Raw genomic sequence first — 13,223 nt, 5'->3', positions numbered from 1 at the left:
ATTGCCACCCCGGGGCCAAAGGCATCAGCGGTCTTCATCCCGTTGCTGAGCATCCCCTTGGTCGGCCTGGCCACCCATGCGGCCCTTGTCGGCGGGGTCTTGGCGGTTGGCTTGGTCAGTGCCGGGCTGCCCACCTTGGCGCCCCGTGTCAGTTGAGCGGTCCCAGTCCTTGTTCATCTTGTCTTCAGGTTTCTGTCCTGGTTGCTGGCCGCCTTTCTGTTTGTCGGGCATGTCGCCCCCGGCACCTTGGCCGCCTTTCTGACCGGCATCGCCGGCACCGGTATTGGCGTTGCCGCCTTGGTTTGCACCCCAGTCTTGATTGTTCGCCATGACTGCATACCTCTGTTCACACACAGGAAGGTCTGTGTTCAGTTGTGACTTCGAGGCAATCTTGGCTGGTGCATTTATTGTTGGGGATTCTGACAAAACGCCTGAACAACCGCCGGCCCGGTATTTATGGCTCCAATAATCCTAAGCTTTTTGGGTTTAACCACATTCTTTGCATGAGCCAGCTTGAGTCTTTCCCATATGCAGACTAATACTAAAGAACTGCCGGAGAGGGCTGATTATGCACATGCGCTTCGTTGTGGTTCCCGCGGTACCTCGCCATAAAGAGATCTTCCCTCGGCGCATTGGTTTTCCCAGTGCCTTGGGGGAGGGCTATGACCTTTACGATACGCAAGAAAAAGTCCGCCTCAGCCTGAGCTTTTCGACGCGCGCCGAAGCCGAGTTCGAATGTGCGGCGCGTAATAGCTGCCAAGATCCCCAGCAAGCAAATTTCGCCTGAGCAAGGTGCTTGAGCAGATTGCCGACCCGTTGTCTACGCTATCTGCCAGGTAAGCGCCAATTCGGGGGGCACGCATGGCCCAGGCGGATGATGTAATCATTTGCGAGTACTGCGACGCCGTGTACCGGCGCACGCCATTGCACCGTCATCAAAGTGCCTGCTGCCAGCGCTGCGGCGGCGTGCTTTATCGCCACAACCCACTGAATGTGCAGCAGCGTCTGGCGTTGTGCATCACCGGCGGGGTACTGCTGGTCTTCGCCAACGCCTACCCGGTGATGACCATCAGCATGAGCGGCTTGAGCAATTCGGCCACCTTGTGGGATTCGGTGCAGATCCTCAGCCACGGCAGCATCACCTTTATCGCCCTGGTATTGGCGCTGTCGATCATCTTCGCCCCGGTGTTGCAGATTGCCCTGTTGTGCTGGGTGCTAGGGTTTGCCCTGGGCAGGCGCCGCGCGCCGGGCTTTGCCGCCTGCATGCGGGCGCTGGAGGGGTTGCGGCCCTGGAGCATGCTGGAGGTGTGCTTGCTGGGCGCCATGGTGGCGGTGATCAAGCTGGCGGGGCTGCTCGAGGTGATCCCGGGGATTGGGCTGATCGCGCTGGCGGCGTTGAGCGTGTTGATGATCTTCATTGCCGGCCGCGATATTCGCGACTTGTGGGTGCAGGTATGAGCGCCCCGGCGCTGGCCGACCAACTGCACCTGTGCCTGTGCCACGGCTGCGGCCAGGCCTGCGACCTGCGCCAAGGCCTGCACCAGTGCGACCGCTGCGGCGCGCCGCTGCACCGGCGCAAGGCCAACCCGATCGCCCGGGGCTGGGCATTTCTGTTTGCCGCGCTGATCTTCTACGTGCCGGCCAATGCGCTGCCGGTGATGCGCACCGAGATGCTCGGCCAGGGCAGCGACAGCACCATCGTTGGCGGGGTGCTGGAGTTCTGGGAGGCGGGCGCCTGGGACATCGCCCTGATCATCTTTATCGCCAGTATCGGTGTGCCGGGCATCAAGTTCGTGTCCCTTGGCCTGCTGCTGTTCACTGCCCAGCGCCGCAGCCAGTGGGCGCGCCGCCAGCGTTCGCAACTGTTTCGCTTCGTCGAGCTGATCGGCTACTGGTCGATGCTCGACGTCATGGTGGTGGCGTTGGTGGCCGCGCTGGTGCAACTGCGCGGGCTGGGCACCATCGAGCCGCGGCCTGGCATCCTGTTCTTCGGCCTGGTGGTGGTACTGACCATGCTCTCGGCCATGAGCTTCGACCCACGCCTGATCTGGGACGACCAACCACACCACGGGGAGCACCACGATGGCGCTGGAGACTGAGAACCGTGCTGGGCCCGGCCAAGCGCAGGTACGCACACGCCGCTTCAGTGTCTCGCTGGTGTGGATCGTGCCGATTTTGGCACTGCTGGTGGGCGCCTCGCTGGTGGTGCGCAATTGGATGGAACAGGGGCCAGTGATCTCGATTTCCTTTCGCAGCGGCGAGGGGCTGGTGGCGCACAAGACCCAGGTGCGCTACCGCAGCGTGGTGATCGGCGAAGTCACCTCGGTGGAGTTGGCGGCGGACCACAAGAGCGTGGTGGCCAAGGTGGAGCTGTCGAAAGAGGCGGAGTCGTTTGCCACCGAAAGCGCCCGCTACTGGGTGGTGCGCCCGCGTATCGGCGCCGGTGGCATATCTGGGGTCGACACCTTGCTGTCGGGCAGTTTCATCGGCGCCGATGCCGGCGAGTCGAAAAAGCCCGCGAAGACCTTCGTCGGCCTGGAATCACCGCCGGCCATCACCTATGGCGAGAAGGGCAAGCGCTTCGTGATCAGCGCCAATGACCTCGGCTCCCTGGATATCGGCTCATCGATCTATTTTCGCCGGATCCAGGTGGGCGAGGTGGTGTCCTACGCGCTGCAGTCCGATGGCAGGGGCGTGGACATCGACGTTTTCGTGCAGGCCCCCTACGACGCCTTCGTCACCCTCGATACGCGGTTCTGGAACGCCAGCGGCATCGACATGCAGATTGGCGCCAACGGGCTGAAGGTCGAGACGCAGTCGTTGTCGTCGATCCTTATGGGCGGCTTGGCCTTCGGCACGCCCGAATATGCCGTTGCAGCCGAGCCCGCCGCCGACCAGCAGGCGTTCGAGCTGTTCGCCGACCGCGATGCGGCCCTCGCACCGCCAACGGGCAGCCCGCAGTACTTGCGCCTGCGCTTCGACCAGTCGATGCGCGGGCTGACGGTGGGCGCGCCGGTGGAGTTCAAAGGGGTTGAATTTGGCAGGGTGACGTCGATTACGTTGGATTACGACCCGAAGAAACAGATCTTCCCTGTGGTGGTCGATGCGGCGATCTACCCGAAACGCCTGGGGCCGGTGCACCAGAAAATGCTCAAGGTGTTCAAGCACACCGAAGGCGACGCCGCCGGTGCCCGGCAACTGATCGGCACGTTCGTCGAGCACGGCCTGCGTGCCCAGGCGCGCAGTGGCAACCTGATCACCGGGCAGATGTACATCTCGCTGGACTTCTACCCCGAGGCGCCGAAGGTCGCCTTCGACATGAGCGCCGACCCGATCGTCATCCCCACCGTGCCCGGCAGCCTGGAAAAACTCCAGGAGCAGTTGCAGGGTGTGGTCGAGCGCATCGGCAAGCTGCCGCTCGAAAGCATTGCCGGAAATCTAGACGGCACGCTGCGCGAACTGCGCAGCGCGGCCAAGCGCGTCGATGGGCAAACCCTGCCTGGGCTGACGACCACACTGGATGAACTGCAGAAAACCCTGCGCACGGCCAATTCAGCGATCTCCGAGAACTCGCCGCAGCGGGAAAAACTCGGTGACACGCTGCAGGAGCTGGAGCGTATGTCCCGTTCGCTGAGGGACCTGGCGGATTACCTCGGCCGTCATCCCGAATCGCTCATTCGCGGCCGGCCAAAAGCGGCAGGCGCGGACGACGTGCAACCCTGACCACGCCCAAGGAGTGAGAGCCGATGCGCACGTTGCCTACCCTGTTGCTGGCCACGCTGGTGGTGCTGACCGCGGGCTGTCGCAGCGCGCCCAATAACTACCACACGTTGGTCGCTGCGCAGCCCAGCCACGCGGCGGGCGAGAAGATCCTGGTCGAGCGGGTCAGCATGCCGCCGCAGGTGGACCGCCCGCAGTTGGTGATCCGCCAGGGCACGAGCAGCTTGGTAATCCTGGAAACCGAGTGGTGGGGCGCCAACCTGGTCGATGAGTTCCGCAGCGCCTTGCAGGACCAGCTAGGCGGGCCGGTCGGCGGCACGCCCCGCGCCCTGCTTAGGGTGGATGTGCAGCGCTTTGACTCGGTCCCTGGCCAGTACGCACTGCTGGAGGCGGTGTGGCGGCTGAAGCGCCCTGGGCAGGACGAGATGACCTGCCGCACCTCCGTGCAGACCCCCGCGCAAAACAGCGTCGGCAGCCTGGTTGGCGCCCAGCAGGCCAACCTGCAGAAGCTCGCCAGCGCCGTGCGTGCCAGTGTGTCGGGTTGCCCTAGATCTTAGGCTTTGTTGCGCAATTTCTAAACATTGACGCACGTGGGAGCGGGCTTGCCCCGCGAACACCGGCGAAGCCGGTGCCATACACCGCGTAGCCCCATTCGCGGGGCAAGCCCGCTCCCACAAAACGTTTCGTACAGAGCCTAAACAGGCGGCGTTCAGCGCAGCCGCAATACGCGGTCCAGTGACAGCGCGCCAGCGCCCTTGGCCACCAGCAACAGCAGCAGGCCCGCCCAGGACAGGTGCGTAGGCCAGGCGTCCGGGTAGACGAACACCTCGATCACCGTGGTCATGCCCAGCAGGGCCAGCGCCGAAAGCCGCGTAAACAGGCCAAGCACCAGCAGCAGCGGGAACAGGTGCTCGGCATAGGTCGCCAGGTGGGCCGCGAGCCAGGGTGAGACCAGTGGCAGCGCATACTCGCTCTGGAACAACTCATAGGTACTGGGCGTGATGCTCAGAAGGCCCTCGACCTTGGTCCGGCCAGACATGAAAAACACCGAGGCGATACCCAGGCGCGCGACCAGGCACAGCACGGTGTCGTTGAGCAGTAATTGCAGGCGTTCGGCCAGGCTGTTCCAGCGTTGGCGCAGGCTGATTGCCGGGGCAGTGGGGCGCAGGGTGTCCATGGCCATTCCTTCATCCGAATGAGAGTGGGCGAAAGACCCGGGCTTGCATCAGTCGGCCGAGCAGGTCGCCGAAGTCCAGGTCGGGTTGGCGTTGCTGGGCGCATTGCGAAGCGGTTTCCAGCGTATGGCCTGCCGCGCAGGCATCCAGAAAGGCGCAACCACCGGCTTCCAGTGGCTGATGGCTGACGCCGTCGAGGCCGCCGCTGAGCAGCACGCCTTCGGCCACCCACGGTTGCGCGCCCGACCACGGCAGGCCTTCACGGCTGCAGCGCCACAGGCTGAGCACCGGGTGCGGATCGAACCACTGCCAGCGCACGCTCTGGCGTGGGGCCAGGTAGCTGTGCATCAAGTCGCTGGCGGTCATGCCAGCCAAGTCGGTGAGCGCCAGGCAAGGGTCTTCGGTAGCGCTGAACGCTTCACTCCAGTAGAAGTCCAGGCGTGCCACATCGGCCAGGTAGGGCAGCCCATGGCTAGCCTGCAACTGTTCCAGAAACGCCGCAAAGCCCGCACCGTAGTGGATCAGCCGGGCATCGTCCGGGGGGGACTGCTGGGCGTAGGCGGTCGCGGCCTCCTGCATCCAATCGGCGCCGACCAAGGTCTCGACGCTGGGGAAGTTGGCCCGCAGCGCGTCGACGCAACCGGCCAGCACGGTATTGCGGTAGACCGCGAACGCCGCTTGCCCGGTCAGGCTTTGCAGCGCCGGGGCAGGGCGCTGGTAGAGCGCGTCGATGAAGGCGTCCTGGAACTGGCCGAGGGGCATGTTCATGGCAAGGCTCCCGAAGACGTGAGGGTGGTTTGGGCGATGCCGCGTTCGCCAAGCAAGTCATCGAACGCCGGCAGGTTGCCGTCGCGCTCAATCAGCGTCGGGCGTGGGCCGATACGCGCAATCAAGCGGCGAAACAGCGCCCATACAGGTTCGGCAATCGCGGCATCGTGCGAGTCGATCAGAAGCGCGCCCTGCGTGTCGTGGCTGTGCCCGGCCAGGTGCACTTCGCTGATGGCCTGGGCAGGGAAGCGGTCGAGATAGGCTGCGGCGTCGAAACCTAGGTTGTGTGCGCTGACATGCACGTTGTTGACGTCCAGCAGCAGGGTGCACCCAGTGCGGCGCACCAGCTCGTCGAGAAAATCGATCTCGTCCCAGTCATGCCCTTGCACCTGCAGGTAGTGGCTGGGGTTTTCCAGGGCGATTGACCGTCCCAGTGCCTCCTGGGTGCGCAGGATATTGTCGCTGATGCGCGTTAGCGCTTCGCGGCTGCGGGGAAACGGCAGCAGGTCGGGGTGGTACTGGCCGCGCCAGGTGGACCAGGCCAGGTGCTCGGACACCAGCGCCGGCTTTACCTGGTCGATCAGCGTGCGCAAGCGGCGCAGGTGGGCGGCATCCGGCTCGGCGTCCGCTGCCAGTGACAGTGCCACGCCATGCAGCGACAGCGGATGGCGCTCGGCCATGCGCTGCAGCCAGGCCAGGCGCGGGCCGCCGACCATGTAGTTTTCCGGATGGACCTCGTACCACAGGCCTTCGGCGTTGCACGCCAGGGCCTGGGCATAGTGCTCGGCCTTGAGCCCTAGCCCAGCGCCCAGGAGTAAGTTCCGGTTCATGGTCGGCGGCCTCTGCTCAGGACTTGATCGGGGTCAGCGACCCCATGCCGTTGGGGGTCTTGATCGACGTGCAGGTACCGGCCGGGACGTTCTTCCAGTGCATGCCGTCGTAGTCCTTTTTCGCGCTGCCGGCGCAGGTGGTGCCAGCGCCGGCCTTGCAATCGTTTTTGCCGGCCATGGCGACGCCGTAGCATTTTTCCATGGCGGTACCCGTGCCGGCGGTGGTGCCGGCGAAGGCGACACTGGCCATTGAAGTAAGGGCCAGGGCGGCGGTGGCGAGGGCGAGGGTTTTCATGAGAGTGTCTCCAGAGGATGGGGCCAGGGTGTTGTACCGAAGGCTCATTGAGTAGTTCGCGGCGATCGCTGCCCGGGTTACAGGCCGACGAAAATTTTTTTCCAGTGGCTGTGGCTCATCTAAGGTTCGATAAAAGAAACCTTCCGACGGTGTAACCCTGGCGCCCAATGCAACGAACTAACCCACAGGACCTCCTCGCCGCTCGCGAGACGCAGTTGCAGGGTTTGCTGCTGCGCGGGCTGGCGGGTGATGCGCAGGCCTACCGCGAATTTCTCGCGGCACTGGCGCTGCACGTGCGGGGTTTTCTCAAGCGGCGGCTGCAACAGCGCCCTGCCGAGGTCGAAGACCTGTTGCAGGAAGTGTTGCTGGCCGTGCATAACGCGCGGCAAACCTATCAGCCGCAACAGCCGCTGACGGCCTGGGTGCAGGCGATTGCCCGCTACAAGCTGGCGGATTACCTACGCCGCTACGCGCATCACGATGCGCTGCACGACCTGCTGGACGACGACAGTGACCTGTTCGCCGCCAGCGACGAAGCGCCAGCCCAGGCCAGCCGAGACCTGGGTAAACTGCTGGGGCAGTTGCCGGAGCGCCAGCGCTTGCCGATCGTCCACGTCAAGCTTGAGGGCCTGTCGGTGGAGGAAACCGCGCGTATCACCGGGCTCTCCAGTTCGGCGGTCAAGGTAGGCATACACCGTGGGCTCAAGGCCTTGGCCAGGCTGATTCGAGGCAGTGAAGACGATGAAAACCGATGAACTGATTACCCTGCTGGCCGCTGGCGAAGGGCCGGTGGACCGCCATGCCCTGGCGCGGCGCCTGGCCCAGGCGTTGCTCGCGGGCCTGCTCGCCGCAGTACTGATGACAGTGGCCCTCTATGGCGTGCGCAGCGACCTTGCCGACGTGGCGCGCACGCCGTTGTTCTGGGCCAAGCTGGCCTTGCCTGGCAGCCTCGCGCTGCTTGCGCTATGGCTCACGCAACGTTTGGCCCGGCCGGGTGTGAAGGGTGGGCTGGCCTGGGGGCTGCTGGGGCTGCCGTTGCTGGTGGTCTGGCTGGGTGCGGCGATCAGTTTGTCGGGCGCCCCGGTCGAGGCCCGTGCCGAGTTGATCTTCGGCCGTACCTGGCGCACCTGCGCGTTGAATATCTCGCTGCTGAGCGTGCCGGTGTTCATCGCCGTGTTCTGGGCAGTGCGCGGCCTGGCCCCAACACGGTTGCGCCAGGCTGGTGGCGCTGCAGGGCTGCTCGCCGGTTCGACTGCGACCTTGGCGTATTGCCTGCACTGCCCGGAAATGCAGGTGCCGTTCTGGGGGACCTGGTACCTGTTGGGCATGCTGCTCCCCACGTTGGTGGGGGCGTTGGCAGGGTCCCGGTTGTTGCGCTGGTGAGAGGCAGCGAAAACGCTAAAGCCCACGCGAATGTGTTAACAAATCGGCTGTTCTTCGCGAAAACGATAACGGTCAGAACAATCGAAGGGACTCTGTGATCCCCTGTTGCGAGATTTAGTCGCGCGTCATCTGCACGAAACGTACAGGCGTTGATGACCTGTCACTCAGATCAGAATGTAATCGCTACGCTGCACAATGCCGTAATGCTCACCCTCAACCAGGTGCACATAGCGCCCTTCTAGCAGATCAATCGGTAAGCAATCGTCTACATCGAGCACCGCGTCGGTATGGGGTTTCAACCAACCTGCCGCCATACGCTGCTTCCCCAGTTGTTTGGCGGCGGCTTTGTCAGTAGCAGCCACTAGCTGGTAGCGATGCGCTTCACCAAACACCTGCCGCTCGTAACCCCCCAGGTTCAGGAAAAACAGGCGCATGGCCCCTGGCGGTGGCGCTGCCTGGCTGAACGCGATGCGATACCCGTCCACTCCGTGCACTTCCAGCCAGGAGTCGATGTGCAACCCTTTGGGGCTGCCGAACCAGGCGTTGCGCAAGAGGGGGTAGGTTTGCTCCAGCGAGTCGGCCTGGGCAAATACCACATCGTGAACTTCGATGCTGGCGCGGGGGTGGCGTCCGCCGAGCATGACGACGTAGAGCATGGAATAACCTGTGGTTTGACAGTGACAATGACCAGCATGCGTGGCGTCTGCCCGATCAGCAAGTCCATCTGACTTCAGATTCCTTTCAGATTCACGCCGGATACTCCCCTCATCGAATCCCACGGGGGGCGTTTCATGAACCCGCATCAATGGAGCAGCCTGCTGCCGCTACGTATCGGCAGCCACGCCGACCACCATGCCCAACTGTCCCTGCACCTGGAGCCTGATGCAGGGCGTCGTGACCTTGAGCACTTCATTCACCAGTGTTTTCTGAGCGTGCATCACGCCGATGTGCACCATTACCTGCCTGAACTCCTGGCGTTGTATGACAGCCATGGGCGGATGATTGCCGCCGCAGGCATGCGCCCGGCCAGCAGTGGTGCGCTGTTTCTCGAGCGATACCTGGACGAGCCATTGGAGGCGTCGGTTTCCCGCGTGGCCGGCTACCCGCTAGCGCGGGAGAGCATGGTCGAGGTGGGCAATCTGGCCTCGCTGAGCGCTGGCAGTGCACGCATCATGATCATTGCCGTGACCTGGCTGCTGGCCACGCGCGGTTTGCAATGGGTGGCATTCACGGGGGCGGCCACGCTGATCAACAGCTTCCAGCGCCTGGGGCTGATGCCTACGGTGCTAGCTGCGGCCGACCCTGAGCGGTTGGGCGAGCAGATGGACCATTGGGGAACCTATTACGACCAGCATCCGCAGGTGTTCGCCGGCAACATCGGGCTCGGTTTCGAGGCGCTGAGCAAGGCTGGCGTGTTTGAGCGCCTGGGGCTGCCATCGATCATCGAGGAGACCGGCCATGCCGCATGAGCTGGAGTACTTCCGTCAGTTGCTGTTCAAGTATGCAAGTGAACAGGAGCGGGCCGTAGCCGTGCAAGGTGTAGCAGGGCGCTTCACCTTCCGGCAACTGCTGGCTGAAGTCGAAGCACGGGCCCATACCTTGCGTGCGCAATCGGGAGGCCCCTTGGTATTGGCCCTGGATAACGGCCCCGAACTGCTGTTCTGGGACTTGGCGGCGTTGTTTGCCGAGCGCCCTTGCGTGATCGTCCCTGGGTTCTTCAGTGCTGCACAATTCAGGCATTGTATCGAGCAAAGCGGCGCCAGCCATGTGCTGTGCGAGGCGCAGTGGATAGATACGCTCGTCGAGTTGGGGTTTGTCCAGCAGGACGCGTTTTGGGCCCGGCCTGTCGGTGGGGAGGTGGCGCTGCCCAGCGGTACCGCCAAGATCACCTACACCTCTGGCAGCACGGGCCAACCCAAAGGCGTTTGCCTGGGTGCCGATGCCATGCTGCGCGTGGCCCGGGAACTTGAAGCCGCCAGCCGGCCGAGCGCCCCCCAGCGCTATCTGGCGGTACTGCCGTTTGGCGTGCTGCTGGAAAACCTTGGCGTGTACGCCGCCCTGATCGCAGGGGCATGCGTGCAACTCTATCCCCAGGTGCAATTGGGCATGGGGGGCGCGAGCCAGGTCGACTTCAAGCGCTTGCTGAGTGCCATTGCGTTGAGTGGCGCCCAAAGCCTGATTCTGGTGCCGCAGCTGTTAATGGGGCTGATTACCGCGATCGAGCGCGGCCTGATGCGGGTGGGGCCGCTGCGCTTCGTCGCCGTCGGGGGCGCGCGGGTTTCGCCCAGCCTGCTGGCGAGGGCCGAAGCGATCGGCTTACCGGTGTTCGAGGGCTATGGCCTGTCCGAGTGTGCTTCGGTGGTGGCGTTGAACCGCCCCGGCGCCCAGCGCCTCGGCAGTGTCGGCAAGCCACTGCCCCATGTGCAGGTGCGCATCGCCGACGACGGTGAGGTGCTGGTGGCAGGTTCGCTCCTGATCGGCTACCTGGGCGAAGCCCCTGTGTCCACGCCATGGTGGGCCACCGGTGACCTCGGCTATGTCGATCAGGACGGCTACCTGTACCTGAACGGGCGCAAGAAGCACCAGTTCATCACCAGTTTCGGGCGCAACGTCAACCCTGAGTGGGTGGAGGCCGAACTGACCCAAAGTGGCGTCATCGCCCAGGCGTTCGTGCACGGCGAGGGCATGCCGCGCAATGTGGCACTGCTCTGGCCACTGGATCCCAGTACCCCTGATGCCACGATCGAACAGGCCGTGCAGCACAGCAATGCGTCACTGCCTGACTACGCCCGGGTTCATGCCTGGCGACGCTTACCCAGCCCCCTCAGCTGCGCTGATGGCACCCTGACCGCCAATGGCCGCCCACGGCGCGAGGCCATTTTGCAGCACTACCAAGGCTTGTTATCCGACATCCCATTGTGAGGTTCGCCATGTCCTTTTTCGACACGCTGCAATTGCAAACCACCGACGAGCGCCAGGCACTGTTCAGTGTGCCGGTGATCCGTGAAGCCTTGGCCGGCCAGGTCAGCCTGGACAGCTACGTCGCCTTCCTGACCCAGGCGTATCACCATGTGCGTCACACCGTGCCACTGATGATGGCGTGCGGCGCACGCTTGCCATCACGCCTGGAGTGGCTGCGCGGCGCCGTGTGCGAGTACATCGAGGAGGAGTACGGCCACGAGCAGTGGATTCTCAACGATATCGATGCCTGTGAGGGTAACTGGCAAGCGGTGCGTGACGGCCGACCGGCAATGGCGATCGAATTGATGGTCGCCTACCTCTACGACCTGATCGCCCGCGGCAACCCGGTCGGGTTGTTTGGCATGGTCAATGTGCTTGAAGGCACCAGCATTGCCTTGGCGACTCATGCCGCCGGCAGCATCCAGCGCACCCTGGCGCTGCCGGACAAGGCGTTCAGCTACCTCAGTTCGCACGGTGCGCTGGACCAGGACCATATGGTGACCTACAAGCGCCTGATGGACCGCCTGGACACTGCTGACGATCAGCAGGCGGTGGTCCACGCCGCCAAGGTGGTGTACCGCCTGTACACCGAGATGTTCCAGGGGTTGCCGCGTGGCAGCCAGCTGGGCCAGCAAGAGGTGCGCCATGCGCTTGTCTGAATCCGTGGTAGTGCTGACCGGCGCCAGCGGCGGCATTGGCCTGCAATTGGCCGAGCAGTTGTGCGCAGCCGGTGCCCGGGTACTGGCGGTGAGCCGGCAGATGGGCAAGCTCGCCAGCCTGATGAACCGCTACCCTGACAGGCTGCGCTGGCAGTCGGCCGACTTGCGTACCCCAGACGGCCGTGAACAGGTGCTCGCCCGTGCCCGGGACATGGGCGGTGTCAACGTGCTGATCAACGCCGCCGGCGTCAATCGCTTTGCCTTGCTCGACCAACTCGACGAGCAGGCCCTCGACGAACTGCTGGACATCAACATCAAGGCGGCCTTGCAGCTCACGCGTGTCTGCCTGCCACTGCTGCGTGCGCAACCCAAGGCGCTGGTGGTCAATGTCGGCTCGACCTACGGTTCTATCGGCTACCCGGGTTATGCCACTTACTGCGCCAGCAAATTTGCCCTGCGTGGGTTCTCCGAGGCACTGCGCCGCGAACTGGCCGATACCTCGGTGAACGTGCTGTACGCGGCCCCCAGGGCGACCCGCACGGCGATGAACAGCAGTGCAGCCATGGCGCTCAACGAAGCGCTGAAGGTCGGCATGGACGACCCCGCCGATGTGGCCCGCGCCGTCCTGCAGGCGGTTCAGTCCGAGCGCAGCGAGCTCTACCTCGGCTGGCCAGAAAAGCTCTTCGTGCGCATCAACGGCATGCTGCCCGGCGTGGTGGACCGCACTCTGCGCAAGCAACTGCCGGTCATTCGTCGCTACATCGGTAGCCATTCCAAGGAGTCGCTCAAATGAAACGTCTGTTCGTTGTCGGGCTGCTGGCCTTCACACCCCTGACCTGGGCGCTGGACCAGGCGGGCACGCAGCAATTGGCCGCGCTGCAGCAACGCTGGGCGCAGATCCAGTATCAGACGCCCAAGGACAAGCGCGCGGATGCCTTCGAAAAACTGTCGACCGACGCCTCGGCCTTGGTCCACCAGCACCCAGGGTCGGCCGAACCCTTGATCTGGGACGGCATCATCAACAGCAGTTGGGCCGGGGCCATCGGCGGCCTCAGTGCGCTGGGCAAGGTCAAGGCCGCCAAGGCGAGCCTCGAGCAGGCGATGGCAATGGACCCCACCGCCTTGCAAGGTTCCGCTTACACCAGCCTGGGGACCTTGTACGACCAGGTACCCGGCTGGCCCATCGGCTTCGGCGACAGCGACAAGGCTGACGCCTTGCTGCGCAAGGCGCTGCAGATCAACCCCAACGGCATCGACAGCAATTACTTCTGGGCCGATCATCTTTACCGGCAAAAACGCTATGCCGAAGCCACCGCGGCCCTTCAGAAAGCGCGACAGGCGCCGCCTCGGCCGGGGCGTGAACTGGCCGACCAGGGCCGGCGTGGCGATATCGATGCTTTACTCAAAGCCATCAAGGACAAACAGGACTGAA

Annotated in this window: 18 protein-coding genes; 12 read left to right on the top strand and 6 right to left on the bottom strand. The window is 64.0% G+C overall.

Annotated features, from left to right (window positions below; translation table 11 throughout):
• Window positions 1-24 precede the first annotated feature (24 nt).
• On the bottom strand, window positions 25-330 hold the full coding sequence (locus QOS90_RS07675) for a hypothetical protein (protein ID WP_085273817.1): 306 nt from the start codon (window positions 328-330) through the stop codon (window positions 25-27).
• A 232-nt stretch (window positions 331-562) separates the two neighbouring features.
• On the opposite strand from QOS90_RS07675, the gene QOS90_RS07670 reads away from it, so the two are divergent.
• The 5 genes from QOS90_RS07670 (at window position 563) to QOS90_RS07650 (ending at window position 4,277) form a co-directional block, all read left to right on the top strand.
• A complete protein-coding gene (locus QOS90_RS07670; RefSeq protein WP_027596412.1) occupies window positions 563-787 on the top strand; it encodes a hypothetical protein in 225 nt (74 codons plus the stop codon).
• A gap of 74 nt (window positions 788-861) precedes the next feature.
• Complete coding sequence (locus tag QOS90_RS07665; protein WP_027596413.1) at window positions 862-1,458, top strand: paraquat-inducible protein A; 597 nt, start codon at window positions 862-864, stop codon at window positions 1,456-1,458.
• The gene (locus tag QOS90_RS07660; RefSeq protein WP_027596414.1) at window positions 1,455-2,099 is read left to right on the top strand and encodes a paraquat-inducible protein A; all 645 of its coding nucleotides are present in this window, start codon (window positions 1,455-1,457) and stop codon (window positions 2,097-2,099) included. Before QOS90_RS07665 ends, QOS90_RS07660 begins: the two co-directional genes overlap by 4 nt.
• Complete coding sequence (locus tag QOS90_RS07655) at window positions 2,083-3,723, top strand: PqiB family protein (protein ID WP_085273816.1); 1,641 nt, start codon at window positions 2,083-2,085, stop codon at window positions 3,721-3,723. Before QOS90_RS07660 ends, QOS90_RS07655 begins: the two co-directional genes overlap by 17 nt.
• Before the next feature lie 23 nt (window positions 3,724-3,746).
• A complete protein-coding gene (locus QOS90_RS07650) occupies window positions 3,747-4,277 on the top strand; it encodes a PqiC family protein (RefSeq protein ID WP_027596416.1) in 531 nt (176 codons plus the stop codon).
• 152 nt (window positions 4,278-4,429) lie between these two features.
• Here the strand turns inward: QOS90_RS07650 and QOS90_RS07645 are convergent, their stop codons facing one another.
• Genes QOS90_RS07645 through QOS90_RS07630 form a run of 4 tightly spaced genes read right to left on the bottom strand, consistent with a single transcriptional unit; the run spans window position 4,430 to window position 6,788 of the window.
• The gene (locus tag QOS90_RS07645) at window positions 4,430-4,897 is read right to left on the bottom strand and encodes a DoxX family protein (protein ID WP_027596417.1); all 468 of its coding nucleotides are present in this window, start codon (window positions 4,895-4,897) and stop codon (window positions 4,430-4,432) included.
• A gap of 10 nt (window positions 4,898-4,907) precedes the next feature.
• Window positions 4,908-5,663: an HvfC/BufC N-terminal domain-containing protein gene (locus tag QOS90_RS07640; protein WP_085273815.1), complete on the bottom strand. Its 756-nt coding sequence runs from the start codon at window positions 5,661-5,663 to the stop codon at window positions 4,908-4,910.
• Window positions 5,660-6,493 (bottom strand): MNIO family bufferin maturase, encoded by an 834-nt coding sequence (gene bufB / locus QOS90_RS07635; RefSeq protein ID WP_085273814.1) that lies wholly within the window; start codon window positions 6,491-6,493, stop codon window positions 5,660-5,662. Before bufB ends, QOS90_RS07640 begins: the two co-directional genes overlap by 4 nt.
• Before the next feature lie 16 nt (window positions 6,494-6,509).
• A complete protein-coding gene (locus QOS90_RS07630) occupies window positions 6,510-6,788 on the bottom strand; it encodes a BufA1 family periplasmic bufferin-type metallophore (RefSeq protein WP_085273813.1) in 279 nt (92 codons plus the stop codon).
• A 167-nt stretch (window positions 6,789-6,955) separates the two neighbouring features.
• Between QOS90_RS07630 and QOS90_RS07625 the strand changes: the two genes are divergently transcribed.
• Together QOS90_RS07625 and QOS90_RS07620 are read left to right on the top strand one after the other, a co-directional pair.
• Complete coding sequence (locus QOS90_RS07625; RefSeq protein ID WP_027596421.1) at window positions 6,956-7,543, top strand: sigma-70 family RNA polymerase sigma factor; 588 nt, start codon at window positions 6,956-6,958, stop codon at window positions 7,541-7,543.
• The gene (locus QOS90_RS07620; protein ID WP_085273812.1) at window positions 7,530-8,171 is read left to right on the top strand and encodes a DUF1109 domain-containing protein; all 642 of its coding nucleotides are present in this window, start codon (window positions 7,530-7,532) and stop codon (window positions 8,169-8,171) included. Before QOS90_RS07625 ends, QOS90_RS07620 begins: the two co-directional genes overlap by 14 nt.
• A 164-nt stretch (window positions 8,172-8,335) precedes the next feature.
• On the opposite strand, the gene QOS90_RS07615 is transcribed toward QOS90_RS07620, so the two are convergent.
• Complete coding sequence (locus tag QOS90_RS07615; RefSeq protein WP_085273811.1) at window positions 8,336-8,827, bottom strand: DUF1543 domain-containing protein; 492 nt, start codon at window positions 8,825-8,827, stop codon at window positions 8,336-8,338.
• A gap of 135 nt (window positions 8,828-8,962) precedes the next feature.
• On the opposite strand from QOS90_RS07615, the gene QOS90_RS07610 reads away from it, so the two are divergent.
• Genes QOS90_RS07610 through QOS90_RS07590 form a run of 5 tightly spaced genes read left to right on the top strand, consistent with a single transcriptional unit; the run spans window position 8,963 to window position 13,222 of the window.
• Complete coding sequence (locus tag QOS90_RS07610) at window positions 8,963-9,640, top strand: thermostable hemolysin (protein WP_027596424.1); 678 nt, start codon at window positions 8,963-8,965, stop codon at window positions 9,638-9,640.
• Window positions 9,630-11,093 (top strand): AMP-binding protein, encoded by a 1,464-nt coding sequence (locus QOS90_RS07605; protein WP_085273810.1) that lies wholly within the window; start codon window positions 9,630-9,632, stop codon window positions 11,091-11,093. The genes QOS90_RS07610 and QOS90_RS07605 overlap by 11 nt, the downstream gene beginning before the upstream one ends.
• A gap of 8 nt (window positions 11,094-11,101) precedes the next feature.
• Window positions 11,102-11,791, top strand: coding sequence for an iron-containing redox enzyme family protein (locus tag QOS90_RS07600; RefSeq protein ID WP_027596426.1), 690 nt, complete (start codon window positions 11,102-11,104; stop codon window positions 11,789-11,791).
• Window positions 11,778-12,584 (top strand): SDR family oxidoreductase, encoded by an 807-nt coding sequence (locus QOS90_RS07595; RefSeq protein WP_027596427.1) that lies wholly within the window; start codon window positions 11,778-11,780, stop codon window positions 12,582-12,584. Before QOS90_RS07600 ends, QOS90_RS07595 begins: the two co-directional genes overlap by 14 nt.
• On the top strand, window positions 12,581-13,222 hold the full coding sequence (locus QOS90_RS07590; RefSeq protein ID WP_027596428.1) for a tetratricopeptide repeat protein: 642 nt from the start codon (window positions 12,581-12,583) through the stop codon (window positions 13,220-13,222). The genes QOS90_RS07595 and QOS90_RS07590 overlap by 4 nt, the downstream gene beginning before the upstream one ends.
• Window position 13,223: the final 1 nt, after the last annotated feature.

The sequence above is a fragment of the Pseudomonas sp. LAIL14HWK12:I10 genome, from assembly GCF_900184205.1.
Taxonomy (GTDB): Bacteria; Pseudomonadota; Gammaproteobacteria; order Pseudomonadales; family Pseudomonadaceae; genus Aquipseudomonas; species Aquipseudomonas kermanshahensis.
This window is presented reverse-complemented; position numbering and strand designations above follow the sequence as displayed.